Annotated in this window: 24 protein-coding genes and 2 tRNA genes; 15 read left to right on the top strand and 11 right to left on the bottom strand. The window is 48.9% G+C overall.

Annotation, left to right across the window (positions count from 1 at the left end):
* Window positions 1-585: 585 nt before the first annotated feature.
* The 3 genes from ACJJIT_RS06540 to ACJJIT_RS06530 all read right to left on the bottom strand — a co-directional run bounded on the left by ACJJIT_RS06540 (window position 586) and on the right by ACJJIT_RS06530 (window position 3,797).
* Entirely contained in the window at window positions 586-2,292 is a 1,707-nt protein-coding gene (locus ACJJIT_RS06540) for a SulP family inorganic anion transporter (protein ID WP_444900366.1), read from the bottom strand.
* A 147-nt stretch (window positions 2,293-2,439) separates the two neighbouring features.
* A complete protein-coding gene (locus ACJJIT_RS06535; RefSeq protein WP_444900365.1) occupies window positions 2,440-2,853 on the bottom strand; it encodes a TIGR01244 family sulfur transferase in 414 nt (137 codons plus the stop codon).
* A 65-nt stretch (window positions 2,854-2,918) separates the two neighbouring features.
* Window positions 2,919-3,797, bottom strand: coding sequence for an MBL fold metallo-hydrolase (locus ACJJIT_RS06530; RefSeq protein WP_444900364.1), 879 nt, complete (start codon window positions 3,795-3,797; stop codon window positions 2,919-2,921).
* Window positions 3,798-3,894: 97 nt separating this feature from the next.
* Between ACJJIT_RS06530 and ACJJIT_RS06525 the strand changes: the two genes are divergently transcribed.
* The 7 genes from ACJJIT_RS06525 to ACJJIT_RS06495 all read left to right on the top strand — a co-directional run bounded on the left by ACJJIT_RS06525 (window position 3,895) and on the right by ACJJIT_RS06495 (window position 10,241).
* Entirely contained in the window at window positions 3,895-4,209 is a 315-nt protein-coding gene (locus ACJJIT_RS06525; protein ID WP_252082221.1) for an ArsR/SmtB family transcription factor, read from the top strand.
* Window positions 4,210-4,213: 4 nt separating this feature from the next.
* Window positions 4,214-4,645 (top strand): YeeE/YedE family protein, encoded by a 432-nt coding sequence (locus tag ACJJIT_RS06520; RefSeq protein WP_444900363.1) that lies wholly within the window; start codon window positions 4,214-4,216, stop codon window positions 4,643-4,645.
* A 14-nt stretch (window positions 4,646-4,659) separates the two neighbouring features.
* Entirely contained in the window at window positions 4,660-5,091 is a 432-nt protein-coding gene (locus ACJJIT_RS06515; RefSeq protein WP_444900362.1) for a DUF6691 family protein, read from the top strand.
* A gap of 112 nt (window positions 5,092-5,203) precedes the next feature.
* Window positions 5,204-6,958, top strand: coding sequence for a SulP family inorganic anion transporter (locus ACJJIT_RS06510; protein WP_444900361.1), 1,755 nt, complete (start codon window positions 5,204-5,206; stop codon window positions 6,956-6,958).
* 72 nt (window positions 6,959-7,030) lie between these two features.
* Window positions 7,031-9,250 carry an ATP-dependent helicase gene (locus ACJJIT_RS06505; RefSeq protein ID WP_444900360.1) on the top strand — a complete coding sequence of 740 codons (2,220 nt, stop codon included), beginning with the start codon at window positions 7,031-7,033 and terminating at the stop codon, window positions 9,248-9,250.
* A gap of 106 nt (window positions 9,251-9,356) precedes the next feature.
* Window positions 9,357-9,433 (top strand) — tRNA-Arg (locus ACJJIT_RS06500).
* Window positions 9,434-9,902: 469 nt separating this feature from the next.
* On the top strand, window positions 9,903-10,241 hold the full coding sequence (locus ACJJIT_RS06495) for a hypothetical protein (RefSeq protein WP_444900359.1): 339 nt from the start codon (window positions 9,903-9,905) through the stop codon (window positions 10,239-10,241).
* A 230-nt stretch (window positions 10,242-10,471) separates the two neighbouring features.
* Here ACJJIT_RS06495 and ACJJIT_RS06490 read toward each other — a convergent pair whose 3' ends face one another.
* Window positions 10,472-10,576, bottom strand: a complete 105-nt coding sequence (locus ACJJIT_RS06490; protein ID WP_444900900.1) for a DUF4113 domain-containing protein — start codon at window positions 10,574-10,576, stop codon at window positions 10,472-10,474.
* A gap of 81 nt (window positions 10,577-10,657) precedes the next feature.
* Entirely contained in the window at window positions 10,658-11,032 is a 375-nt protein-coding gene (locus tag ACJJIT_RS06485; RefSeq protein ID WP_444900358.1) for a Y-family DNA polymerase, read from the bottom strand.
* Between the two features lie 493 nt (window positions 11,033-11,525).
* Between ACJJIT_RS06485 and ACJJIT_RS06480 the strand changes: the two genes are divergently transcribed.
* The gene (locus ACJJIT_RS06480) at window positions 11,526-11,951 is read left to right on the top strand and encodes a hypothetical protein (RefSeq protein ID WP_444900357.1); all 426 of its coding nucleotides are present in this window, start codon (window positions 11,526-11,528) and stop codon (window positions 11,949-11,951) included.
* A gap of 1,447 nt (window positions 11,952-13,398) precedes the next feature.
* Here ACJJIT_RS06480 and ACJJIT_RS06475 read toward each other — a convergent pair.
* The 3 genes from ACJJIT_RS06475 to ACJJIT_RS06465 all read right to left on the bottom strand — a co-directional run bounded on the left by ACJJIT_RS06475 (window position 13,399) and on the right by ACJJIT_RS06465 (window position 15,777).
* Window positions 13,399-14,106, bottom strand: coding sequence for an RbmA family biofilm matrix protein (locus tag ACJJIT_RS06475; protein ID WP_444900356.1), 708 nt, complete (start codon window positions 14,104-14,106; stop codon window positions 13,399-13,401).
* A gap of 315 nt (window positions 14,107-14,421) precedes the next feature.
* Complete coding sequence (locus ACJJIT_RS06470) at window positions 14,422-15,297, bottom strand: RbmA family biofilm matrix protein (protein WP_444884361.1); 876 nt, start codon at window positions 15,295-15,297, stop codon at window positions 14,422-14,424.
* Window positions 15,298-15,594: 297 nt separating this feature from the next.
* On the bottom strand, window positions 15,595-15,777 hold the full coding sequence (locus tag ACJJIT_RS06465; protein WP_444900355.1) for a hypothetical protein: 183 nt from the start codon (window positions 15,775-15,777) through the stop codon (window positions 15,595-15,597).
* A gap of 583 nt (window positions 15,778-16,360) precedes the next feature.
* Here ACJJIT_RS06465 and ACJJIT_RS06460 point away from each other — a divergent pair.
* From ACJJIT_RS06460 to ACJJIT_RS06435, 6 genes are all read left to right on the top strand, one after another.
* Window positions 16,361-16,588, top strand: coding sequence for a hypothetical protein (locus ACJJIT_RS06460; protein ID WP_444900354.1), 228 nt, complete (start codon window positions 16,361-16,363; stop codon window positions 16,586-16,588).
* Between the two features lie 999 nt (window positions 16,589-17,587).
* The gene (locus ACJJIT_RS06455) at window positions 17,588-18,712 is read left to right on the top strand and encodes an FG-GAP repeat domain-containing protein (RefSeq protein ID WP_444900353.1); all 1,125 of its coding nucleotides are present in this window, start codon (window positions 17,588-17,590) and stop codon (window positions 18,710-18,712) included.
* Window positions 18,713-18,837: 125 nt separating this feature from the next.
* Window positions 18,838-19,695 (top strand): delta-class carbonic anhydrase, encoded by an 858-nt coding sequence (locus ACJJIT_RS06450; RefSeq protein WP_444886628.1) that lies wholly within the window; start codon window positions 18,838-18,840, stop codon window positions 19,693-19,695.
* 276 nt (window positions 19,696-19,971) lie between these two features.
* A tRNA-Arg gene (locus ACJJIT_RS06445) sits at window positions 19,972-20,048 on the top strand.
* A 174-nt stretch (window positions 20,049-20,222) separates the two neighbouring features.
* On the top strand, window positions 20,223-21,392 hold the full coding sequence (locus tag ACJJIT_RS06440; RefSeq protein ID WP_252082251.1) for a patatin-like phospholipase family protein: 1,170 nt from the start codon (window positions 20,223-20,225) through the stop codon (window positions 21,390-21,392).
* Window positions 21,393-21,753: 361 nt separating this feature from the next.
* On the top strand, window positions 21,754-22,158 hold the full coding sequence (locus tag ACJJIT_RS06435; RefSeq protein WP_444900352.1) for an EamA family transporter: 405 nt from the start codon (window positions 21,754-21,756) through the stop codon (window positions 22,156-22,158).
* 104 nt (window positions 22,159-22,262) lie between these two features.
* Here ACJJIT_RS06435 and ACJJIT_RS06430 read toward each other — a convergent pair whose 3' ends face one another.
* The 3 genes from ACJJIT_RS06430 to ACJJIT_RS06420 form a co-directional block, all read right to left on the bottom strand.
* Window positions 22,263-24,299: an acyl-CoA synthetase gene (locus tag ACJJIT_RS06430; RefSeq protein WP_444900351.1), complete on the bottom strand. Its 2,037-nt coding sequence runs from the start codon at window positions 24,297-24,299 to the stop codon at window positions 22,263-22,265.
* 80 nt (window positions 24,300-24,379) lie between these two features.
* Window positions 24,380-24,760 carry a hypothetical protein gene (locus ACJJIT_RS06425; protein WP_444900350.1) on the bottom strand — a complete coding sequence of 127 codons (381 nt, stop codon included), beginning with the start codon at window positions 24,758-24,760 and terminating at the stop codon, window positions 24,380-24,382.
* Between the two features lie 10 nt (window positions 24,761-24,770).
* The gene (locus tag ACJJIT_RS06420; RefSeq protein ID WP_444900349.1) at window positions 24,771-25,235 is read right to left on the bottom strand and encodes a hypothetical protein; all 465 of its coding nucleotides are present in this window, start codon (window positions 25,233-25,235) and stop codon (window positions 24,771-24,773) included.
* Window positions 25,236-25,428: 193 nt separating this feature from the next.
* Between ACJJIT_RS06420 and ACJJIT_RS06415 the strand changes: the two genes are divergently transcribed.
* Window positions 25,429-25,860 (top strand): winged helix-turn-helix transcriptional regulator, encoded by a 432-nt coding sequence (locus ACJJIT_RS06415; protein ID WP_444900348.1) that lies wholly within the window; start codon window positions 25,429-25,431, stop codon window positions 25,858-25,860.
* Window positions 25,861-26,304 lie beyond the last annotated feature (444 nt).

Here is a 26,304-nt window from a genome sequence, read left to right as displayed (position 1 = left end):
GCTTGGTGCCGCACTATAGTTGACCGTGAATTGTCCTGTGGAATTGGTACTGGGTCCAGATACCGAGGCCAAAGTTTGCAAGGAAATCGAGAGCCCCAAAATCAATCCAAAAAACCTGAGCACTAAAATTCCTCAACTCAATATAAAACCACAAAAAAAATGATTCACTGCCTGTGCCACCAGAAGCAGAGCGCACGAGTATATCCATGCATTAACACTTAGCCAATCACATTAAAAAATATGGTTTTTTCGATACTAAAAAGACAGGTTACAATAAATTGCCCAGGAACCTAACTCGTAAAAGTTTACCCATCGCTTTCTATATTAATTTATTCAAATGAGCGATTTTCTCGCAATAAGTCAGCACACCGACTAAGCGGGCAATCAAACGGTATCAGATTAAAAGACAACCAACTCTTACGGACGCTTATCCATGAGGGGATAACCATCCAAACCTTGAACATTTGCAGAGCTGACTTCCTGCACGGGCATATACATTACAAAGAGGCAAGGAGAAAATCAGTCTTCAAAGGGGTTAACTTAAATCATCGGCTTCACACTCAATAATCTTACCTGAATCATACCCTAGCCCAATTGCACAAACGCCTGATACTGACTCAAAAACACCCCCCCGGAGAGCTTCTGTAAAAAACTACTTCTCTCCAGACAATCCATCACCGGCCCTTTAACTTCGGAGAGATGAAAACGAACCCCTCTATCAGCCAGGTTCGCATTCATAGACTCCAGAACCTCCAAGGCACTCCAATCTATTTCATTCACTGCGCTGCACATCAGAATGACATGTTTTACCTGTGAGTTATTGGCAAGGCCTGTATAAATGCGCTCTTCCAATACGCCAATATTGGAGAAGATTAAGCGGCCATCTACGCGGAAGGTGAGAATCTCGGGAACGGTTTTTACCTGGTGCCGGTGAATATTACGGAAGTGCTCGGTACCCTCCACCAGGCCCACTTCGGCGATATGGGGCTTGGAAGCACGATAAATAAATAATAATAAGGATGCGCCAACACCACAGGCCACACCGGGTTCGACGCCCATTAGCAGGGTAACGGCGATGGTCAGGGTAACGGCAATAAAGTCTGCTTTAGCAAAGTGCCAGGTTTTACGCAGGATGGAGAAATCCACCAAGGAGAGAACCGCAACAATAATGGTGGCGGCTAATGTGGTTTTCGGTAAGTAATATAGAAAAGGAGTTAAAAAGAGTGCAGCCAGGGCGATACCCAATGCGGTAAACAGGCTGGCAAATTGTGTCTGCGCCCCCGCTGCATCATTCACCACCGAGCGGGAGAAACCACCGCTCACCGGGAAACCGCCAGAAATGCCTGAGCTTATATTGGCCATCCCTAGGGCAACCAATTCCTGGTTGCTATCAATTCTTTGCCTGCGCTTGGCGGCCAAGGTTTTGGCCACCGATATAGATTCTACATAGCCAATAATGGCAATCATTAGTGCGGGCACAAATAAAGATTGCAGCAGCGGCAGTGAGAGGTGCGGCAGTGATAGGGGCGGTAACCCAGCAGGAATAGCGCCTACCAAGGCCACTTGATGTGCTTCAAAATTTATGGAGATGGATAAGACGATAGTTACCAGTACACCCACTACTGGGGCCGCCTTGGCAAACAGTTCGGCATTGCTGCTAGACAAGCCCATTTTCTCTAGCCATTTTGCAGCAAGGGCCCTACTCCAGTAGAGAAAAATCAGCACCCCTACCCCGGTGATCAAAGCAAGGCTATTGATACTGTTCAGGCTCTGCCATAGTGATAGCAGCAGCTCCGGTGCGGTATCACCCTCGGCGGCCACCCCCAATAAATGCCGCAACTGGCTGAGAGCAATCAGTAAGGCCGAAGCAGTAATAAAACCAGAGATCACCGGGTGGGAGAGAAAGTTAGCCAGCATACCGAGGCGTAATGTACCCAACAGAAAAAGTATTCCCCCGGAAAGCAGTGCCAGCGCAGCGGCGGCGCTCAGGTAGTCCACCTCGCCCGTGGCGGTGACCTCTCCCAGCGCGGCGGCGCTCATCAGTGAGATCACCGCGACCGGCCCCACAGACAACGTACTACTGGAACCAAAAATACCGTAAACCACCAGCGGTACCATGCTCGCATAGAGGCCGACTTCCGCCGGTAGACCCGCCAATAGGGCATAGGCAAGAGATTGAGGAATCAGTAGCACTGTAACAATTGCGGCGGCAATCAGATCGCGGTTTAAGGTGCGGCGGTTATAGGATTGAAAAGTAGTGAGGATGGGAAACCATCGGGAGAGTTGCTGCATAACCTTGGTTCACCTTCCACTCTGTTGTTTAACAACGCCGGTATCTCCCGCTTTATCACGGCACACCACGGGTATTTAACTGCGGCACACTTTCACAACTGTGCCGCAATTCTGGGTATGACCTAACTAGCCATTGAAATGTCTTTATTAGGGCTCAATAGCAACCAGCGCGGCACTAACATCGAAACCGGCCATCTGCGCTTGGCCGAACAAATGTTTTTTATCTGCGCCCATTAAAACTTTGGCGCCAGCCCACACCTGGCTGGAACGATTGCCAGTAAGACAAAATGCATGGATTTTTTCACCACCCTGCAATACATCAAGAAAGGCCTCACAGTGTTCCCGCGTCATTCGCCCACGGGTAAAAGGGATCGCAATAAAACGCAAGCCCGCGTCCTGGGCGGCCCGCTCCATAGCTTTGTAATTAGGATGTACTTCACTCTCTCCCTCCGGGCAATTGCAAACCACCACCTGTACACCACTCTGTGCCAACGGTGCCATTGCCTCACAGGTAATATGTTCAGAAACACTCACCTGTTCATCTAACTTTTTAATATTCATAGTCGTCTCGAAATGACAGCAGTCCTCATTAAAATAGAACTACAGCGCTGGGATTAACTGGTTTTTTATAGCTGATTCAGCGGCACCTTTAAATAAACAGTGCCATTGGATTCCGCCGGGGGAAGTTGCCCTGCACGGATGTTGACCTGCACCGAGGGAATAATCAGCCGCGGCATAGGCAGACTGGCATCGCGCTTTTTACGGATTGCCACAAATTCGCTTTCACTAATGCCGTCGCGCAGGTGGATATTCTCGCGGCGCTGGGCACCCACCGTGGTTTCACACTGATAGTCTCGCTCGTCTTGCGGCGGATAATCGTGACACATGAACATGCGGGTTTCGTCCGGCAGGGATAATATTTTTTTCACCGACAAATACAACTGCGCGGCATCGCCACCGGGAAAATCACAGCGGGCACTGCCCACGTCGGGCATAAACAAGGTGTCCCCCACAAACAGGGCATCGCCGATCAGCCAGGCCATATCCGCCGGCGTGTGGCCGGGGCTATAAATCACCCGCGCCTCTAGTGCCCCCACCTGAAAAGTTTCACCATCTTTGAATAGGTGATCGAACTGACTGCCATCGGCAAGGAACTCCCGCTCCAGATTAAAGACCTCACGAAAAATCTTCTGTACCTGGCAAATCTGCTCACCAATGGCGATGCGCCCGCCCAATTGCTCCCGTAGGAAAGGGGCCGCAGAGAGATGGTCGGCATGGGCGTGGGTTTCCAGTATCCATTCCAGGGTGAGGTTCTTTTCGCGGATAAACGACACTACCGCCTGAGCGCCCTTGCTGCTGGTGCGCCCAGATGCCGCGTTAAAGTTAAGCACGGCATCCACCACCGCGGCCGAGCCGCCGTCCCTGTCATACACCACATAACTCCAGGTTTCGGTCTCCTTGTCCAGGAATGGCTGCACCTGGGTGCCTTGCTCTAACTGCGACATTTTATGCCCTCCAAATTTCACTACCAGAACAATATACATTTTGATAATATATAAAACAATATATTATTGATCTGTAAATTATTGCCAGGCCAAGTTCATGCCCGATACCACAAACCTCGACTTAGACAAGATGCGTGATTCCGCCGGCCAAGCCGCGGCCATGCTGCGCTCCCTGGCCAACCAAGACCGCTTGCTGCTGCTGTGCCAGCTCAGCCAGGAAGAACTAAATGTAGGCGAACTTGAGGAGCGTCTGGGGCTTCGCCAACCCAGTCTTTCCCAACAGTTGGGGGTCCTGCGCCGCGAGGGGCTGGTAGATACCCGTCGGGAGGGCAAACACGTCTATTACCGGGTAGCCGACCCACGGGTAATGGCCCTTTTACAAACCCTCTACCAACTCTACTGCGCGGAGTAATCCCATGACCATCGACTGGACTGCTTTCACCCCAGCCACAGCACTCGCCGGCGGCGCTCTTATCGGCCTAGCCAGCATTCTGTTACTGATGTTTAACGGCCGCATCGCCGGTATCTCTGGTGTTTTGGGCGGCCTGCTGGAGGGCAACCCCGGTATCGGTTGGCGCCTGGCTTTTGTTATCGGATTGTTGGCTGCGCCGCTGGCCTGGCAATTATTTTTTGCCCTGCCGCCCATAGAAATTGAAGCCGGCTACCCCACCCTGATCGCCGCCGGTCTACTGGTGGGCTTTGGCACCCGCTTGGGCTCCGGCTGCACCAGCGGCCACGGGGTTTGCGGTCTTTCCCGCCTCTCCCCGCGCTCTCTGGTCGCCACGCTGGTATTTATGGCAGCGGGTTTTGTCACTGTTTACGTTGTACGCCACCTGCTGGCCGCTTAAGCGAGGATCGAATTATGAAAACCACTTTGACTGCACTGCTGGCGGGTTTGATCTTTGGCCTGGGGCTACTGTTATCCGGCATGGCCAACCCGGAAAAAGTCCTCGGATTTTTGGATATTGCCGGCGCTTGGGACCCCTCCCTGGCTTTGGTGATGGCTGGTGCCATCGCCGTGAGCCTGCCCGCCTTCCAATTATTTAAAGGCCGCAGCCAATCCCTGTTGAAGCAAACCCTACAGCTGCCGACAAATAATCATATTGATCGCCGCCTGCTGCTTGGCGGCCTGATGTTTGGTGCCGGCTGGGGGCTGGCGGGCTTCTGCCCCGGCCCGGCCATTGTGGCGAGTGGTGCCGGGCAGGAAAAAGCTCTGATATTCACCCTGGCTATGCTGGCCGGTATGGGGATTTTCAGACTCAGTGCCCGCAAGATGGTCCCGGGGCAAGGTTAAGGCCAAAGACTGTGGGCGGCGACTGCTACGAATAACCCGCGCCGCCGCAGCGGTCTATCTTGTTGTTTCAGGGCGCTCGCACAGCGGGTGCCGATACCCAAAAGATAAAGGTATGCGTGCGCACCAGCTGATCCCCTCCTGGCTGAAAAACTACCAGCCCAAGTGGCTGATAGGGGATGCCGTGGCCGCAATCCTCGCCAGCATGATGCTGGTTCCCCAGGCCCTGGCCTATGCGGCCCTGGCCGGCCTACCCCCCTACCTGGGCCTCTACGCAGGCCTGTTACCCCTGGTGGGCTATGCCCTGTTTGGCTCCAGCTCGGTACTCTCTGTAGGGCCCGTGGCAATACTAGCCCTGATGACCGCATCCGCCCTCACCCCCATCGCCACACCCGGCAGTGCCGAATATATCAACGGAGCCATACTGCTGGCCCTGCTCAGCGGGATCATGCTGCTACTGATGGGCTTTCTCGGCCTCGGCAGCCTCTCCAACCTGCTGAGCCTGCCGGTAGTCAACGGCTTCGTCTCCGGCGCTGCAGTGCTGATCATTGCAGGGCAAATAGCTCCCCTGCTCGGCACCAAGAGTGAGGGCCACACGGCCCTGGAAATACTGCTGAGCACCATAGACAACAGCCCCATGAGCGACCCGGATGCAGCATTAATGGGGCTGATCGCCCTGTTCAGCCTGGTTATCGCCCGCCTCGGGCTCCCCCTGTTACTGCGTACACTGGGCGTTGAGCGCACACGGGCAAAGCTTCTATCGCGCCTGGCGCCCATGCTCGTCGTGCTGCTCTCCATCGCCCTTACCGCCATCTTTCACTGGGAGCAGGATTTACCCGTGGTGGGCGAAATTCCCGCGGGGCTACCGGACTTCACGCTGCCGGCTTTTAACCCCACCATGATTTATCAGCTGCTGCTGCCAGCGCTGATAATCGCCCTGATCGGCTTTGTCGAAAGCCTCTCGGTAGCCCATACCATCGCCCTGCGGCGGGGGGAGAAGCTCGACGCCAATGCAGAATTACGTGGCCTCGGCACCGCCAATCTCCTCAGCGCTTTTTCCGGTGGATTTGCGGTAACTGGCAGCTTTGCGCGCACCGCGGTGAACGACGAGGCTGGGGCGAGATCACCACTGAGTGGCGTTATCGCCGCAATATTTATTGCCCTGGTACTGCTTTACGCCACCAAGGTATTCACCGAACTGCCGGTGTGCGTTTTGGCTGCAACGATTATTGTCGCGGCAGCCAATCTGATCGATTTGCGTGCGCTGGCGCACCACTGGCACTACGACCGCACCGATGGTCTGGCCATGGGTGGCACCCTGTTGGGCGTTATATTGTTTGGTGTTGAGGCCGGTATCGGCCTGGGTGTGGGGCTCTCTTTCGCCACCCTAATCTGGCGCGCTAGCCGCCCCCATATCGCCGTGGTGGGGCGCGTTCCCGGCACCGAGCACTTTCGCAATGTGCTGCGTTACACGGTAAAAACCCAACCAGATACCCTCTTCCTGCGCATCGATGAAAACTTGTTTTTCAGCAATATCAGCGCGATTGAAGACCGCCTGTTTGCGGAAGTACAGCGGCAGAAAAGCCTGCACGACCTGGTATTGATCCTTTCTTCGGTCAACCGTATCGACAGCACCGCCATTGAGCGCTTGCAACAAGTCAACCAAGATCTGCTCGAGCGCAATATCCGCCTGCACCTGGCAGAGGTAAAGGGCCCTGTTCTGGACCGGTTGGGGCGCTCCAAGCTGCTACAGGAATTAACCGGCCGGGTTTTTCTCTCCGCCTATATTGCCGAGCTGGCCCTGCGCCATCACAATATCCATGACGACGGCCAAGCCAGCACGCCACCCTCCCCCGCCGACCCCAGCTAACCCACAATTTGGTAAACTTGTCTGCCACCACCAATCACTGGCAAAATATCCAGTATTTGGGCGAAGGACACCATGGCTGGCGATACACTGACACAGGAACAGCAGGCCATTGCGGATCACTCCGGTGGCCATGCCAAAATTATTGCCGTGGCCGGCTCCGGCAAAACCACCGCCCTGCTGCACTACGTAAAAAATCGCCTGGATGCCGGCACTCCTGCCGCCCAGCTGCTGGTATTGATGTACAACCGCAGCGCGCGGGAGGATTTCGAACGCCGTATGGGCCAGCTGACCAGCAACCATACCCCGGCTGTACACACCTTTCACAGCATCGGCTACCGCCTCTACCAGCGCATGATTGCCAGCGGCCATATCGCCGCAGCGAATCTCAGCCCCCTGTCACAATCCAGTGTACAGCTACAAATCTGGAAGGCCATTGAGGAGTGTGCTCCCACCCATGAGCTGGAAGAAATCCGCGAGCGCAAACAGTCGGAAATCGAGGCCGCAGAGTTTTTTATCGACTACAGTAAAACCCTTCTCTGCGGCGAACACAGCGCGCTCAAGGAGCTGAAACTCGGCGACGAATACGGTTATTTTTTACAGGTATTTCACACCTTTGAAGACTGGCGCCACAGCCAAGCAGCCGTGACCTACGCCGACTTAATTTACGACCCGGCAAAATTACTCCAAGAAAAACCGGAGCTGGCACAACAATACGGTGGAAATTTTGAAGACATCCTGGTGGACGAGTACCAGGACATCAATGAGATACAGCACTTTCTGTTGCGAGTGCTGCACGGCGGCAATGGCAATGTGATCGCCATTGGCGACCCCGACCAGACCATTTATGAGTGGCGCGGCTCCAAGCCGGAATTCCTGCTCAAATTATTCGACCAAGATTTTCCACCGTCTCACATTTACCACTTGAGCCGTACTTTTCGCTACGGGCATCAGCTGTCCCTGGCCGCTAACCACTTTATTGAGAACAACCGCGACCGCGCCGAGATTTTTTGTATTTCCGCAGATGGCGAGCGGCAAACTCCAATTGAACAAATAAACACCGACAAGGAAGGCCACTGGCTGGTAGAACACTTGCGCCGCTGCCAACAGCAGGGCCAATCTTTTGCCGGTATCGCTATATTGGTGCGCCTCTGGTCCATTGCCGCACCACTGGAACTGGCGCTGCTGGCCAACAGCATCCCCTACCATTCCGCCAGCCGCAACACAGTGCTGTCGCGCCGTGAACTGCGGCCACTGTTCTGGAGCCTGAATATCGCCTCGGGCCGTTTTAGCGAACTCTCTCCCAAACGGCGCCAGCAAGGATTGTACGAATGGCTCACCGCGCCGCATGTGCGCATCCCGCGCAAAGTACTTGAACCCCTCTGTGCCACCCTCGCCACACAAGAGAAAGGCTGGGGCAAACAGCTGCTTGCGCAACTGCCAGAGACCCTGAGCAAACCGCAGGCCAAGCGCCTGCGCCAAAGAGCGGAGCTTTTGATACAAATAGAGAGCTGGCGTGGCCACGCCGGCGAGCTACTGCGCCGGCATATTGGCGAGCTGGAACTTCTCAGCGGTATTGCCGAAGACGCCTTCACCCGCCAGCAGGGTGAGGAGAGGCAGCAAACTATTCTGGCCTTCTGCCAATATCTGGATACCCTCAAGCAACCTCCGGCAGAAGCCTTGGCGCACCTGCAAGAACTACAACGGCAACACCGCGAAGGCGAGCAGACTGCGGCGGAGGCTATCCAAATTACCACCATGCACCAGGCCAAAGGGCTGGAGTGGGACCAGGTTATTATTCCCACCCTCACCCAGCACAATATGCCCTACCAGTCCCAGCGGGATTTCAGTACTCCCGCCTCCCTGGAAAGTGAGCGCCGCCTAATGTACGTGGCCATGACGCGGGCAAAGTCCAAGCTGTTTCTGCTGGCCCCCACCGAGGAGGCCAAACGCAAAGACCCCGAGGCCGCACAGCCCTCGCTGTTTATCGACGAAATGCAATTGCCCCTCAGCCAGCTGATGGCGCAATTCCTGCGCGAACGCCCCGAGCATATCCATACCGATATCCCGGTCTCCCGCCAAGCCCTGCGCTACCTAGAGGCCTGCGACTACAACCCAACACTCAGCGCACCCGCCGCCCCCATACGCAAGCCCATCCAAGGCGAAGCCCTGCGCCACAACAAGCTCGGCCAAGGCCGGGTTTTAAAATGGGAGGATCAGCGTGTGGAGGTACAGTTCAGCGATGGCAAAACACGGCGCTTCGACTGGGACACCCTGGCCCGCTATTTGGTGTAGCGCTTGGCAAGATCAATATGTATGGGGTAAGACAATGATTTGTAACGATTTTTTAAGAAAACAGTTGACTTGGGTAAAGCGTCTCTATAATATCCGCACCCGTAACGCGCTCGTAGCTCAGCTGGATAGAGTACCTGGCTACGAACCAGGCGGTCGGAGGTTCGAATCCTCCCGAGCGCGCCATACAAAGCAAAGGCTTACGTCTCAGGGCGTAAGCCTTTTTTTGTTGTGGTGCTGGTAATCAACTAGCGCCAAAACAACCCCCATAGTAAGTTCATGACCCGCGTATCTTCTATGGGGTAGCAGCTCCACCTAAACCACTTCTGAGGTAGCACAATCCTCTATCGATGGCAGTACCTTAAAGTGTCATTCAGTGGCTACGCCGGCACAAAGACTACAAAATGAAACACTGGTCGGCGCATAATCTACGCAAGATAGCAAGGGCAAATTTTTCCGAAAGGACAGAGCCCAATATCACTGAAATAATGTCGCGGTATAAATTGCTGGGCCAGTGGCAAGTCTATGAGCACTATGACTACCTGAAAGAACAACTGACGCCTATACAAAGTGGTGGGTGAAACTAACTGACTTCACTCACTCCACCCCCTAAAAGTTATCATTGCCTACCAAGATATACGCGAGAGGAAGCATTTTGAGAGTTCAAGAAGCCCACGAAAGGATGGTGACATTTCAGACTCTGCTACTAGAAGATATTCGCGCAGCAAGAAATTTTGCCCTGAATAAGCCCACACCTTACGCCTGTAGAACACTCTATAGAACTACTGCCGCCTATATTGAAGGTGTTGTATATCAGTTAAGACTGGTTTGCCTTGCCGCCCTAGAAGATGATCCGACCATTTATAGCCCTAGTGAGATATTAGCTCTAAAGGAAAAAACTGTAATCCTTAAAAAAAAATGGCGAGATTCAAGAAAAGGACTCATTCCAAAGGCTTCAGCCAAGTATATTATTTTTATTCAAGTGTTTCGCTAAGCTATTCAATATAGAGTTTTCCCCCAATACGAGCGATCACAGATGGGAAAGCCTAGGAAAATTTATTGATTTGAGAAACTCATTAATGCACCCAAAATCGAAGCCGGATTTTGAAATTAACGAACAAGACAACAAAGTCAGCCTTGAAGCGCTCAGTTGGTTTCAAGACAATTTCAAACAACTCAACAGAGAATGCGAATCTTCTGAAACTTAAGCCTGCAAGTAAAACCTCAAGTCACCACCCTAGGCAAATCCCCCCACCCCGTAGAATAGGCAGGCGATGTAAACGCCTGCCGTATCTTCCATTTCTTCTGGATGCCCTCAGCAAGTCCCACGGCCAAACTTTTTATTGATCCGGTCCATCGCCTGCATGGCCTACACTGCCTGAGCAGATTGCCCCGGGGTAATAGATCACCCTAACGAAGTACACGAGGACTAATTTCGATTAGCCCGATGCTCGCCTTCATAAAGCTGCAGCCTGTGCGGTGTAAATCTGTAATGATCTCTCTCACCAGCCGTACGGCCACCACATGTTGTCGGTGGGGTATCCAGCGCACAGACGCCATCGCACTTGGGGGGGGGGGCTTGGCCCCGCGGTTAGCGAGCTTCTCCAATGTCTTACTGGGGTCGATACCCACTCCCACAGGCATGCGGATATTGCGCCAGAGCGTGTTACAGATTTTGTGGCCGCAGCCCAGCCAATCCACTTGCATCCCGTGCAGGCCCATAAACACCTCATCAATGCTGTAGGCTTCCACATTCGGGCCGAACTCGCGCAGGGTGGTCATCATCCGCTGGAAGGCACCGCTTTACAGTGGATAATTGCTGGAGAAAATCACCACCCGGTGGGCGTGCAGGTCCGGCCGGAATATCTGCACACTGCTGGCATAGCAGCTATCCTACAGGCCCCAAGCCCGGAGCCTTCAGCGACCGCTTTAAGGTGTAAAGATTTCTGGTTTACATTCTCGCAGGTTAAGGGGTACAAATGGGGCAAATCAATTTATACCCAATAACGGTGCGCCCCATAACAACCAACAGGGCGACTGATTACCAGGCTGGAGTTTTCGATAGTACGGAAACAGCAGACAGATTTATTTGCGGTGAAGACTGAGGAGTAACCACTCAGAAGCTACTGCATCGCATGACTATTTTTAATAATGACTCAGGAGAAATCATGGACGAGCTCGAATTTGGAACAAAGATCATTCGCACTGCCGTTGTTACGATAACCTTTTCCTAATTAGCGCTTTTATAGTCTGGCGTGTAATAAAGCCACTAAAAAGCTTGGAAGACAGAGTTCCTGAGAAAAAAGTCCTTTACGATGAAAAGATGAAGGCATACGAAAATGCCGTGCTTTTGATAAGTGGCCTGGAGTCAAAACTAAACCGCCTTCTAGCTGAATTCGAGAAAATAAGTAAAGACGATGGTCCAGGCTGCAAAGCTACAAAATCCAAAAAAACCTTCATCTCGCACCTCAATAAAGCTGATAAAAGGCTGGGGAAACTGGCGCCGCATTTCGAGCCAGAAGTACAAACGCAGATTGAAGATCTGAGGAAATCAATTGAGCTTGCCTCGCAGTCGATTGGAATTTTTACTCAGGACCAAGAAAATTTTAAGCGGCTACAAAAGAAGTTGAACGCCCTCACAAAAAGCATCTTCAAAGATGGACATAACCACTTTTCCACTCTGTCGACTAGCGCAACTAACTAAACACCATGTAGAGTTAAAAGCCCGGTTTTCGGTTTTGCCAAAACTCCAGTATGCGGCGCTTGCTGACCTTCATTAGGGTTTTAATAGAGCGCATCCGCATATTGCTATCAATTTCCAGCCTCACCACCTTGGACGGCGGGCCGAAGCGGCACCAGTCTGTCCTCCTGGGCGTATTGCCACACTTGAGAACCCTTGGTGTCCTCCCTCAAGGCGAGAACTTTAGGCACTGCAAGAGTACCAGCAAAATGCACAGGATGCCTTCAATGATCTCGCTGTAGGTCATCCCGGCAATGAGTATCAGTGAAATGCTCTCTAGATTATTCTCGCCCTCTCAACACAGAGTTTGCGAACTATTAAATCGGGCTTGCATTCGATTCAGATCAAATTATTGCCTAGCATTGTCCGCCTCCTCAATACACGCACGAAACCGAGCAGTTGTTGATCAATGATTGTATATCTCCCAATTCATTTTTTCGATTAACTGCATTACACCGAGGGAAATTTATCTTAATAAATAATTTGTTGAATTAAAGGGCTAGTAAGTAGTCAATATATAGATGTTGAAACCTCTAAAAAAAGGGAAATTGAAGTACACACCGAAACCAATATACTTCAAGAAAGCGACTTCACTCTTAATGAAATCACGGAAGTCGATGGCGCAGGCATTGTGACCACTAGCTATGAAATCAGAACACCCGTAGGCGTCACCTTCACTCGCAGAAGCAAGGCTGCTGCGCTTACAAAACTTGAAAGCCTTCTGCAAGAGCAAGGTTTTTCAAACTCAGGTATGAGCATGCAACTAAAAAATAGGCCATACTTATCGAGCCTAATTTCTTTGCGCTACATCAGCCCATACTTACCAGCCACTATCCCAAACTGCCACTTGTAGATGGTTCTAGTGAGGGGGCCGCTCATCGGGGCCATTATCGCCCTTGCTCTGGTTATGGCCCTCTTCCATCAGCCACAGGTGGCCGGGTCTTTGCCGAAGGCGCGGCGCTGCTCGCAGGCCCAATTGGCACCTCCATACTTATGGATTCAAGCGAGCAGGACTATATGCTCAACATCCAGATCCGAAGCCTTTTGGAAAAACTGGCCACTAACTATAGGGGGCCACCCATAAGCGCGGCATAACGGTACAGGCCTTTTCATTTCTGAGGTTCACCGGAATCAAGGAGAGGTGAATCAGCAGCTCTTGGCGAGTATTCTGACAGCCACCATCGGCATTGGACCACTGGGGAAGCCACTGCTTGTGATCATAAGTCTCGGGCTCGGTTTAGTAGCAGCCGTTTAAAGTGGCTGTTACGGCAAGTAAGAGAAATATATAACAGTGCTTTAACATCGAAAGACAGTCTAACATCCAAAACTTATTTTGATGACTGAGCCATATATGATTAGAATGGGACAGCTGGGACACAAGAGTATCCCAGCTCAGTCGAAAGTTTAAAGCTTAGTCAGCACTTTTTGTGAAATGCAGACTGTCTTTCACCCGAATCCCGGTGCTTGGGTCAGCGACATACCAAGTTAGCTCGTAATCTCCAGCCTCAAACCACTCTGGTATCGTTAAATAATTTCGAGTGTAATCCTTCGCCTCAGAATAGTTCAACACAACATCCCGTGATTTATGAATGGGATATTTATCCCCATTGGGAAGAGTGAGCACGCTCCATTGCTCAAGAGTAACCAATGATTGTGAAGAATCTAAATTGCGAATACTTGCATCGTAATTGACTCTTCCCCCGTAGGAAGGCACTGAAAAATCGGCAGGTTCATCAAGCTCAATCGCCAGCTGAATATCAGATAGGTCCCCTTCAACAACCAGCTCAAAGTCCCAGAAATCCATATAACCACCGGACACATTGAACGTAAATTTACCTTCTCCATCGAGAAAATTTTTCGCCAAGATACTGGTTTCACCTTCACAAAAGCTGATGCTTGCTATCTGTGGGACAGGATTGGAATTTTCTGGAGTTGAGACGTCCCCAGAATAACTGATGAGCTCCAATTTATATACAGCACTAATAATATCGTCAGGCCCTACACCGGTAGATTCTTCTATAACCCCATAACCTACCGAGAAAGCATCTCCATCTTTAACTTCAGTATTGATACAAATTTTATCAATAGAATCGAATTGATAGCCAATATCTAAATCCACCTAGTGTGTAGTTCTATCTTCCATCCTGAAGGGGAACGGCTCACCTAAATCTATTTTTGTACTGATCGTATCTGCCTGAACCAATGTCGATGCGCAGATTAAAGTGAAACTAGCGATAGAACTCTTTAATACAGCCCTATACTGAGGGAATTTACTTGTGATTTTTTTCAAAACGATATTCCATTACATACATTATGAGGCACAACAATACTTCGGACAGTTTTTTATAACCCAGCCCTTAAAAGCAAAGCCCTTGGTTTGATAAAGGAAGAGCTGGGATACAAGAGCGCCCCAGCTCAGTCGAAAGCTTAAAACTTAGTCAGCACTTTTAGTGAAATACAGACTGTCTTTCACCCGAACCCCGGTGCTTGGGTCAGTGACATACCAAGTTAACTCATAATCTCCAGCCTCAAACCACCCTGGTATCGTTAGATAATTTCGAGTGTAGTCCTTTGCCTCAGAATAATTCAACACGACATCACGTGATTTATGAATGGGGTAATTATCCCCATTGGGAAGAGTGAGCACGCTCCATTGCTCAAGAGTAACCAATGATTGTGAAGAATCTAAATTGCGAATACTCGCATCGTAATTGACTCTTCCTCCATAGGCAGGAACTGAAAATTCGACAGGTTCGTCAAGCACAATCGCCAACTGAGTATCAGAGACATCCCCATCTACAACCAGCTCAAAGTCCCAGAAATCTACATAACCACCAGATACATTGAACGTAAACTTGCCTTCTCCATCAAGAAAATTTTTTGCTAATACGCTATTTTCTTCCTCGCAGAAATTGATGCTTTCTTGTAGCTGTGGTACAGGGTTAGGGTTTTCCGGTGTTGGAAGCTCTATACTCCTAACCAGCATTTGCGCCATCGAATCAATAATAGGGAGAGTGAAAGGCCCTGAAGGTTCACTTTCTGTTATATAAAATGCTGCGTCGGCAGTTCCATTTTTAACCTTAGTATTGATGCAAATTTTCTTAATGTTATCGAATTGATAACCAATATCTAAATTCACCTCATGTCTAACTCCATCTTCCATCCTAAAGGGAAACGGCTCACCTAGATCTATTTTTGTACTGATTGTATCCGCATGAACCAGTGCCGATGCACAGATAAAAGTGATACCACCGATAGAATTTTTTAACACAGCCCTGTGCAGAGCGGATTCTGTAGCCAGTTTTTCCAAAATTACAACCTATTACATATACTATGAAACAAATAAATACTTCGGACAGTTTTTTAACGCCCAACCCTAATAAGGCCTGCAGCTTGATAATCGGTATTAATCGCAGTCTTGGACATCTCCAAATTGTGAAAAAATACCTTTACAAAGCTACAACCCTAAAACAACTAGGCCAAAACTGTCCGAAGTATTTTATTTCATTCTTTCCCCATGCCCCAAAATTTTCACCTTTATATACGTACCAACTAAGCCAGCAGTCAAAAGCAAAGCGATCAAACAACCTGGTTACCCCAGCAATTGTTATTTAACGCGGATAACATCTACCCCAGCACCCCAGCCAAATCGCTGCTTGCACTCCCAGTGATCTTCGGCAGAGCCCCCGCGGTAAGCGATACGCCAGCCGCTGTTGCCTTTCATATACAGCAGTTTGTCCCCTTTATTCGGGGCCACTTTTGCCAGGCAAAATTGTCTGTAGCCTGACATTGCCACATAGCGGGCAAGCTGGTCGACTTTGTCGGCCCAGGCGCCGCTGCCTGAAGACTCTAGGTAGCGCTCGCCATTACTGGCAGTGCCCGGCGGATCGTTTTGTATGGCCTGCTCTTCTAGCTGCAGTTGTGCGTCGATAGTGTCCCGGGCTTGACGGCGGGCGCTAGGGTGTCCTCTTGTGCGAAGGGTTTGCCGCTATTGGGTATGTCGCTAAAGATGTTTGATTCCTGCTAACACGCAGATTTGTGCCTTCGGGCCTGGGCTGGTGATGCTGTTTAGCTAGCCGACTGCGATAGTGGCTATGCCTAGGATGGTGAGCGTGGCTGGGTTGATGTCAGCACTCTGGTCATTCACCGATAACCGCTAAAAAACTGGCTTTGATCGTAGACAGCGCGGCCACCCAAGCTCCCTACTCCGAGCAATTGAAATACTAGCTGGCCAACGTCACCGACCCGGACCTGATTTTTGATTTGCTCGACAAGCTGCGGGCATCTTTACCAGGCCGGAAGTAGAGCAGTTCTGCGCGGCCTTTTTTATCAAGAGTAAGAGCAATGCGGCGATTGACAATATCTGTAAGCCGGTGGTTGAGCGCTGGCAGGTCCGCTGCAAATCTGCCCTAGCCGCCAATAAACAGATCAAGGAAATGTTTGAGTGCAGCAAACGTGCGGGTGATACGGTGCTCATCACCAATATGGAAAATAGCTTTAAGGCGTGCAAGCAAGAATCAGATAATGCAGCTTTTATCCGATCCAGAAAAGATCAAGCAGTTTTCAGGCTGGTGTTTGATTTGTTGAATAGGCCGGAGTGACTTACACGGAAAACGGGTTAATGCCGGTTACACATATATAGTGGGTATCACCATAGCAGGCTCTAGGGCTTTGCGTCTCTCCGCTTCCGCCCGCTTTAGCAACCTAGGTCATGCCAATCTATAGGTAAGGGGATGATCTCCTACCAGAAAAACACATAAACGCCCCCGACTTTTAGGCATCTTGCCGGCTTACAATTCTTTCAAGAGGAAGTACCTCAGTAGACAATTAGTGTTTTCGTTCTGCCCATTGAGTACTTCCAACTAATGTCGTTCTTTCAGGGCGACTGGTTGGCATCAGCTCCCGTAAGATTCCCAGCTTACCCATGTTGAAAATAACTAGCCTGCAACCAATGGGCCCCTTTACTATTGCCAAGGGTAGTATTTGTTATAACAATCCAGGCATAAAATTCCGGGCATAATGGAGACATGAATACAATATAACATTAAATCTCTTTTACAAAAGAGCCACGCAACCTGTATGGGGTCTTTACCAGCAGCTACCCTGGTACACTGAGCCTGCACTTAATAGATTTTGACAACAAATGGTTAATAGTGACTACTAGGGACCAAAAGATATTTTCAAGCGCCAACAAAGAGCAGCCTGACTCTTTTAAGCAGCCATAATACAGGAAAACCCAAGGCTTTATTTTAACTGCACAAGCACAATCAAGAACAGCCTGAAAAACCCTCCACCTTAGAGCTCTGACATCAAAAAAAGAATTTCCCCTGAAAAGTCAGAATAACGCTTAAGGTCGGTCACGGGTATTTTGCACTGCACATAACATTGATAAGTTATTAAGTTATGACAACATCCACTTAGCCCCACACAAAATTCAGATGCTGCCAAATCAACCAGATGTTAACAAATCAATCTCGATTAATTGCCTAGAGCCAGATAAAGTTCTAAGCCGGAGATAATTAAACTTAGTCAACTCTAGACCAGAGCATCCCCTTAAAACTTATTATGCAATCACATAAACCTTAAAGAATCATAAGAAAATGAACTTAGCTAAATATATTCTTCTAACACTCTGCTTTATGTCTAGCGCTTTATGCTCCGCAGACACAATTAAAGTAGAAAATATATCTTACTCTGCTTCCATACTTAAAGTTGGTGCCGGCCAACCTGCAATTGCAGTAACTGACCTTAATTCAGACGGAAATCAAGATGTAATTATTGCAAACAATTCGGACAACAACATAGTAACCTATCTTTCCAATGGCAATGGGACTTTGACACTAGCGGGTGATTTCCCCGCCGGTGACAGCCCTTCAGGTCTATCGACCTCTGACATCAATGGCGATGGGAACGTTGATGTTGTTATAGCCAACCACGAAACCTCATACGTCACCATGCTATTAGGAAATGGCAAAGGAGGTTTTTATCCTGCACCGAATTCACCATTAAACGTGCACGTAACACCTCACCCACATGTCGTCCGATTAAATGACCTTGATGGTGATAGCAAAGTTGACCTGATTGTAGACAACCGTAATCACGAAGGTTTACTCGTTCTCAAAGGACACGGGAATGGTGATTTTAAGCTGCCAGGGAGGACTATCAAAGTGGGAGGAGACCCCTACCGGGGGTTTGCCATCAAAGACTTAAATAAAGACGGACACTCCGATTTGGTAACTCCAAATCAGAATGATATAGGCATATTAATAAATAATAAATCGGGCAAGAATCCTTTCAGATTAAGTAACCTAGCACAATCCGAAGCTCCATTTACTGTTGAGGTGGCAGATATGAACGGAGACGGAAACATGGATTTACTTGTAGCGAACAATCGCAATATCATTACTATAATCCCAGGAGATGGTAGCGGTAGTTTTCTAAAAAAGAAACAAGTAGAAATCCAGGCATCTAATGGCGCCAAACAGATTGCGACAGGAGATATCAATGGTGATGACATTGACGACGCTCTAATCAGCAGTTGGTCAGGTGAAATTCTCGTTTTAATTGGAGGCTCGACAATCAAGTCGATCAAATTTAAGAATGCGAACACTCCCAATCCGTGGGGAGTCGGACTTTTAGATTTAAACAAAGACGGTAAAAGTGACTTTATTGTTGCGGATGGTAACAGCAATTTAGCAGCTGTGTATATAAGCCGGATAGAGTAACAGATGCCCTATTGGATATAATCTAAAGTTACTCCTGCAGCGTACCGGAATTAATTACCAGAGCAACATACCCACATAAATACAACCAACCTCTCAACCACAACAAACCGCAGAAGGTTATCACCTTGAAAATAAAATCTCTTTTTGTTTTAGCTGCAACGACAACTATAGCCGTCAACGCTTCTGCGCAAGAAAGTAATGACGCGGTATCCGATGAGACCATCGCAAATCAACGAGCGAATTTAGAGAAAAGCACCACAGGGAAAAGCTTTGGCCCACAATCTCCACGAGATATTGAATCAATTTCCGGAAACCATACGATTTTCTTCGCTGCCGCACCAGCTCATACAGTTATGAATTTGTGCAACATCCATTTTCATAAAAATGCTGAGCATAAAGGTGGAGAATTTACCCAGTATGCGGGCAATGGTGATGGACGTGGCTTTCTGTCAGGCTATAAATATTCCGGCACTCTTACCGCGGCCGAGTTAGCCCCACTTAATCAAGAAGTGTGCCCAAGCGATCATGGGAGTCTTTATCCGGGAGATACCATTGAAGTCCATTACGTCCACTCATCCGCCAAAATCAAGCCGGGCCCAACCTTGGGTTCCTGCTTTAATGAAGAGATTAAGAATCCACAATTGCGTGTAGAAACGCAAGTTTATGTCTTGGTGAATGATTCCACTGCTTTAGACTTTGTAAAGCTAACTGCCCATGATGAAAAAAGTGGTTTTCAACAAGCCTTGGGCATTCCCAGCAATACTGGAAAGCCAATTCAGTATTCAGGTTCCACCACTGGTCCAGATTACAATGAACAAGGCTCCCCTTATCAAGTCACCTGGAGTGTCCGCCCCAACGTTGCCAAGGTCAACATTACTTCTGTGGGCAACTGGTGCAAGGACAATATCTTTAATGAAGATCATGCTCACGGTGTAAGGAATCTGATCCAGAACCCCAAGCTTCTCTCCGAGATTAAACACTAAACACCCATGGCAAGAATAAAACTACCAGCGTGATCCTATCCAACAACAACGGACACGCCACTAAGCGGCTAACGACCCCTCAAACAGCTCAAGGCTACTAATGTATTGATGCCAAGTAATGCCATAGCTAAACCACCCCGCTTCTTGGTCAACCGGAGTAGGAATTGACCACTACTCTCCTTTACATGATGATCAATATTTAACCTCAAGTACTCTTTTTCATAAAAGTACTTGACGCCCCATGGAGAAATCTATATTGTGCGCACCCTCAACGACGCGCTCGTAGCTCAGCTGGATAGAGTACCTGGCTACGAACCAGGCGGTCGGAGGTTCGAATCCTCCCGAGCGCGCCATTTCAAAAGGGCTTGCATCTCCGGATGCAAGCCCTTTTTTTATTTCTTCAGTAGATAGATTCACAAGTAGCGATTGCAGGCATACGACCATACACTTCTCATTAGCCTAAGGTAATCTCGGCTTCGGCCCGACAGCATTCACTAACTCTTTAAGTAAGAGTGGCCTGCAGTCTTATGCTTAAGCGTGCGATTTTAGCCCTACTCTGTATCCTTGTAATTTATATTGTTGCCGCTTACGTCTACAACAAGCACTTTACTCAGTCTGCCACCTTCAAAAGCTCCCCCTCCGAGCCCGAACGATCTGAAAGCCTGGATTACCTCAAAGAAAAAGACACCATCAAAATCTTGATTGTAGATGGCGGCGGTGTCCGGGGGCTCATCCCCTTATATGTGCTCAACTATATCGAGAACAAACTAAACAAACCTATTAGCGAAGTTTTTGATGTTTATAGTGGTGTATCCAGCGGTGCTATTGTAGCCAGCGGCATCAACATCCCTGAAAAATTTATTCCCAAAAACTACACCGGGCATGATTCTGCCACAGAGTACTTAATACAACTCTATAAAGAAGAAAGTGACTATTTGTTTTCCTCACCCTGGTATCATGATCTATTGACAGGCTGGGGGCTTTTTTCCCCCTCCTTCATGGGGGAACGACTCCACCGTGTACTGGAAAACCACTATACAAAGTCGCTTTCTTTTACAGACTTAAATAACTTTGTCCTTATTCCTGCACTGGACATTCACAGTGGTGAAATACACCTTTTCAAAAATCGTGGGGACGCAATCAAACAATTACCTACCGACAGCTTATACCAACTTATCACGGCAGCAGTCAGTGCCGAGACCGCCTTTCCCCCGGTAGTCTTCAAAACACCAGAGCAAACCAGAGTGCACCGTTATTTTGCCGATGCAGGTCTAGCCATGAATAACCCCACCAGTCTGGTGCTACTTGATATCCTTAAAGAGTTCCCAAATAAAAACTACTACGTTCTAATATTGGGGGCAGGTTCACCACCATTGGCCAGTAGCGAGGTAGATTATAGCGAGCTAAAAAACTGGGGGCGCATTCGCTGGATACGAGATGCTTTTTCTAATATCCAGAGATATATGGACCTTCAACAATTATACGCTCTTGATCTCGCCCAACATTTCTCCGATAGCGACCGCCTGGAATACGATTATCTCAATATCGAAATTGCTGATCCATTCGTCGATATCTTTGACTACGATTCGCTACACCATTTAAAAATTTATGCCGACCGCTTGATTGAAGAAAATCAACAGGACATACAAAGAATTATCGAGCGGCTCAGCCAGCCAGATGGAACATCTTCTCAATAGAAGCTCATGACAAGTTCGAATATTTGAGCATCTATGTTTTCGCTGATTACTAAATATTTTCCCCTGTCCTTAACTTTCGATAGTTCACCTGCAGTTTTTATGCCCTGAAGATTACCTAGTTACTCAGAAAAACTGTACAGAATACGATTATCTCGATGATGATATTACCTGTCCTTTTGTTGACCTTCTCGACCATCAACGCCATTGCCCCTTGAAATGTCTCACTGTTAGACTGATTGGGCAGATAAAGATAATCCTAGGTTGTATTGTTAAGTTTTTAGACAAGGCACCCCGACAAATCCAACTCTCCCGGCTCCACAAGATCAATACTATTTGATTGACTATTTAATTTCACTTTACCATGCAGGAGCAGTTTCCCAGGCAATTCCTACTAGATATGAAACGTATCCAGGGCGTCAATCTACTGCACTTTATGATCTGGGTATGCCTAATACCTCCCATACCACTTTTTGTTCTCTCCTATTTCCTGGAGAGCCAAGACCCGTTAACTCTAATCATTAGTGCCAATCAGAAAACCTGGCTATCCCTTGCCTTTGTCAGCTACATCTCCACCCTAATTGCTTTCGCAATTTGGAGCTGGCTCCTTAGATCGCATCCCGCTGCAGCGGTTACCCCTTTTGCTCTATTGATTCCAGTAGTAGGTATTATCACTTCTAGTATTATCCTGGACGAAAAGTTACAGACCATAGAAATTATATGGCTTTGCGCTGATTATGGCTGGGCTTATATGCAACTCCTTATATGATAGATTATTAGGGCTGGAAAAGCCCCTGGGCAAACCGATCAGGCTCCCAAAGGTTGAGTAGACTTGATCTCGATGCTCTCAAAGAGAGCACCCTCAGAGAAAGATTAAACAATTTCATATTTAAAGGTGTAGGGCGCAAGCTGTTCCGCAAGGGCGCCCTCCAAGCTAGGGTTCCCTCCTGTGGTAACCCTGGCAATAGTGCCAAGTACCTTATCCTGCTCCACCTTTACCTGGTTGCTGGCAGTGGCCATGTCTGTTCCCCTCACCAACTGATCAATAATCCCCTGAACACACAAACGGATCTCTTCCATTTCTAAAGCGGGCTTGAAAATCTTGCCAACCGCTGTAGTAGGGAGTTCGGCACGGAGCACAATTCTTCTGGGAATGGCCGCTCGCTCAGTAATATTTTCTTTGGCATAGGTAGTAATTGCTTCAAGCAGGGCTTTGGCCAAATCATCCATTACAACCTCATGCCCTTTGATTATCAGGGGACTAATCGCTTCCTCTGATAACTTGACGTAGGCGACAGGAACCTCTCCCGCGTGGGCATCTGGTGTACCTACCGCTGCGGCCATGGCAACGGAAGGATGCTGGCAAAGCACCTCTTCTATCAATTTGGGTTCAATATTATGCCCTCCACGTACTATCAACTCTTTTTTTCGGCCTGTGAGCCAAAAATAGCCATCTTCATCCTGCCTGCCCAAATCCCCGGTGTTAAACCAGCGCCGTCCTTGAGCATCTTCTACCCATATCCCCTGGTTATGCTCAGGGTTAAGGTAACCATTAAATACATTATTCCCATGAATCAGCAGATTACCGATTTCATTGGCCTGGCTATACCGAATGAAGTTGCCTTGCTCATCCAGCTGGGCACTTCTCATCTCTTGCAGCGGTAAACGCAGCCCGATAGAACCCACCTTCTTCACGCCATGTGGTGGCGTGAGACTACTAGCGCAAGTACCTTCCGTTAAACCATATCCCTCTACGATTTGCACACCGGTTATACGCTCAAAAGCATTAAAAACCTCAACCGGCATAGGCGCCGCGCCGCACAAAGCCATTTGTAGGGAGGAGATATCGCACTGATTTACTGGCTGCTGCAGCAAAGTGGAATAAACTGTGGGCACAGCGCTGAAGCTGTTCACGCGGTAGAACTCAATAATTTTCCAGAAATTACTGAAAACACCCTCACCTCGGTAACCTTGAGGGGTCATTAATACCACTTCGCAACCATTAATAAAGGCTGCTAGCCCCGTCACAATTGCCGCATTCACATGAAAAAGTGGCAGGCCACACAAGATAACTTTTCCTGGCCCCATAATGTCGCCAGCTACCAGACCTATACTTTTTGCATTAGCCAGTTCATTCCCGTGTGTATGGGTAGCAATTTTTGGTAGACCTGTTGTGCCCCCGGTACAAAATAGAGAGGCGGTATCATCACTGTGGATGCTGCGTTTGAAATTCAAGTGGCTAGATGGTTGCTGCTTAAGTGCCGACTGGTAGGCTATCCGCTTTTTACCTTGCAGGGGGGGGAGCCGTCTGCGATATTGATACTGTATCGCACTAGCCGCAATACCTTTAAAACCACCTGCATGATAAGCTGGGTCCACATGGAAGATATTTTTAACCTCAGGCAAATTTGGCAAGATGCTTTCAATTTTTTCACAGATATCGGTACCAGGGAAAGGGCTCAAGGTAACGATAGCCTTTGTTTGGCTATGCCGAATCAGCTCTTCTATCTGCCTGGCCTCCAGTAGCGGATTAATGGCCAATACTTTAGCGGCCGCCTCTGCACCCCACAGTATATAGTGCGTTTCTGGTAAATTTGGCAACACAAACGCAACCGTATCATGTTCTTGAATGCCAACACTATTCAATAAATTAGCAGTTTGAATAATACGTTCAGCCAGTGTTTGATAGCTGATCTTTACTGGTTTTCTATGATCTTTGCCTGAGAGAAAAAAAGAAATCGCTGTTTGCTGGGAGTAACACTTGCACGCAGCCATTATTGCTTCAAAAGTATTGCCGCTGAACTTTTCAGTAAGCGCTTTAAGGTTGGAGAAATCTTCCCCCTCTGGTTGCTTGCCCGTTAGCAAGTAATTTTCCAAAGCCTCAATATCTTTCAAAGTTGAAGTGGACATAATATTACTCCCTGATAGCCAATCAGAATGTGGCTGTATTAAATTATTTTTTATTTTGATATATAGAAAGCAAAGCGAACCTAGCTGGATTGCTGTACGAGCCACTCCTGCTCATCTCCGGGCTCCGGCATAACTGCCCCGCCCTCAATCACCCAACTGGCGGGAACATCAATAAGATCCACCTCACAACGATCTGATGAACAACCCAAAAGCTGAGAGGCCATTTTTATAAAGCTATTAGCTAGAGCTGACTTGATTTTATCGCTACGGCCTGAGCGAATGGAACCCAGAATATGAAGACTACTCTTTGAACGCAAATGAATGCCTCGACTAAATACAACCTGTACAAATTGCGCGGGCGCGCCAGTTATTGTGCAGTGAGCTTCTGTGACCCCGGAGACAAGAGCTTGCTGCTCGGAGCCGGATAGTGGGCGCTGGGTGGAAATCGTGTAAAGCGGCATTTGCGGCCTCTTATAGATTGATATGAGTGTTGAAGTGCCCCGTGGTGCTTTTGGATCTCACTAAACGCACCAGTGTTTTGGCTATGTAGGCAATTTGCCGCAGCGGCGGCATACGCTTGCGATTTGCACTTAGAAATTCTCTGCTGAGAGACTGGTCAGGTGCAGTAATAACGACCTCGTTTTTATTGATCCCAGTGGTGACACACCACTGCTCCAGCAGTTCGTATAAAAACGGGTGCCGCAGTTCGTTTGATGTCCCATCAGGCACGGGAGCCATCAGGGTAGCCACCGAAGATTTCTCTCCCTTCATAAAGGCCTGATCTGGCGGAACCTCCATCCACACCACCCTGGGAGTGACGGGCTGGTCCAGATGACCCCGGTAAGCCTGCCGTATCACCTGCTCCAACGCAGCCTTGCTGAAACTTGCTTGCGAGCCCTCGACCAGGGCGCATAACACAATAGGTTTAAAATGCATTTCACCTCCAAATAAGTTTCATTTCGGAACTAATTTAATGCCATTAAGTTCCAAAATACAACTAAAATTGACAGACTATCGGCCGATCTCTCAATAACCTATGGCAATATGACGGCCCGAAGCGGCTTCCAGGAAGTTTTGTTTTGGAACAGGCTTGTGAGACCATGGCGCCTTGAGCAACCCTGGGACTGCTATGAGCGAGAGTAAACCCGCTGTTCAATGTGGGATCGAAGAGGCACTTTCTGTAATCGGCGACCGCTGGAGCCTGCTTGTTGTCCGCGATGTACTGAGAGGCGTTAATCGGTTCGACTCACTTCAGGACAGTTTACAAATCTCCCGAAATATCCTTACACAAAGACTCTCCAACCTGGAAGAAGCCGGCATTCTGATTAAGGCGCCCATTAAGCCCGGAGCACGGCGTATGCTGTACAGCCCTACCCCAAAATGCCTCGCGCTCGTTCCCGTTTTGGTCTCTCTGATTGACTGGAGTGCACACTGGTCTGAGAAAGCCAATGTGCGCTGGTCCCGTGTGATTGATAAAAGAACCGGGGAGCCTGTTCATATAGATTTGGTGAGTAAAGATGGTAAGCCGGTATCCCTGCTGGATCTGGATTTGAAATACTAAAGAGCAGCGGGTTAAGACCCACCGAGGGGCCTGCTCTCTCCACACTTACTTATCTCGCTACCCTCCCTCGTTCCCTCCCCTCGCTCACGGCTTATAGCTAGACTAGATTTATCGATCGGTAACTAATCCTAACCACCCGATGCAACTTTATTGTGATCATTGCGGCCAACTCTGGAATATCGAGGATTCAGCGCTTATTTCAATACAGGAAATCCTCCACGCTTTTCCCGATAGCAGAATTAGCGCAAAGCTGATCAAAACTTTAAAACCTACCATTGGCCTCCCCATGATGGCGGTGAAGCAATTCGCAGGCCACAAGACCTTAAAGAGCGGCCACTGTTTCTTTTGCAATGCTCAGCTGGACAATATTCCAATTCTCTTCAAAAACTGCGGCAGCTGCGGAGCACTAAATCTCGATATTCCGAAACAGGGTCAGCGAGCCCC

The organism is Microbulbifer mixtoriginis (SeqCode) (assembly GCF_052467515.1).
Note: the sequence above shows the minus strand (reverse complement) of the source record. Positions and strands in the feature narration are given on the sequence as shown.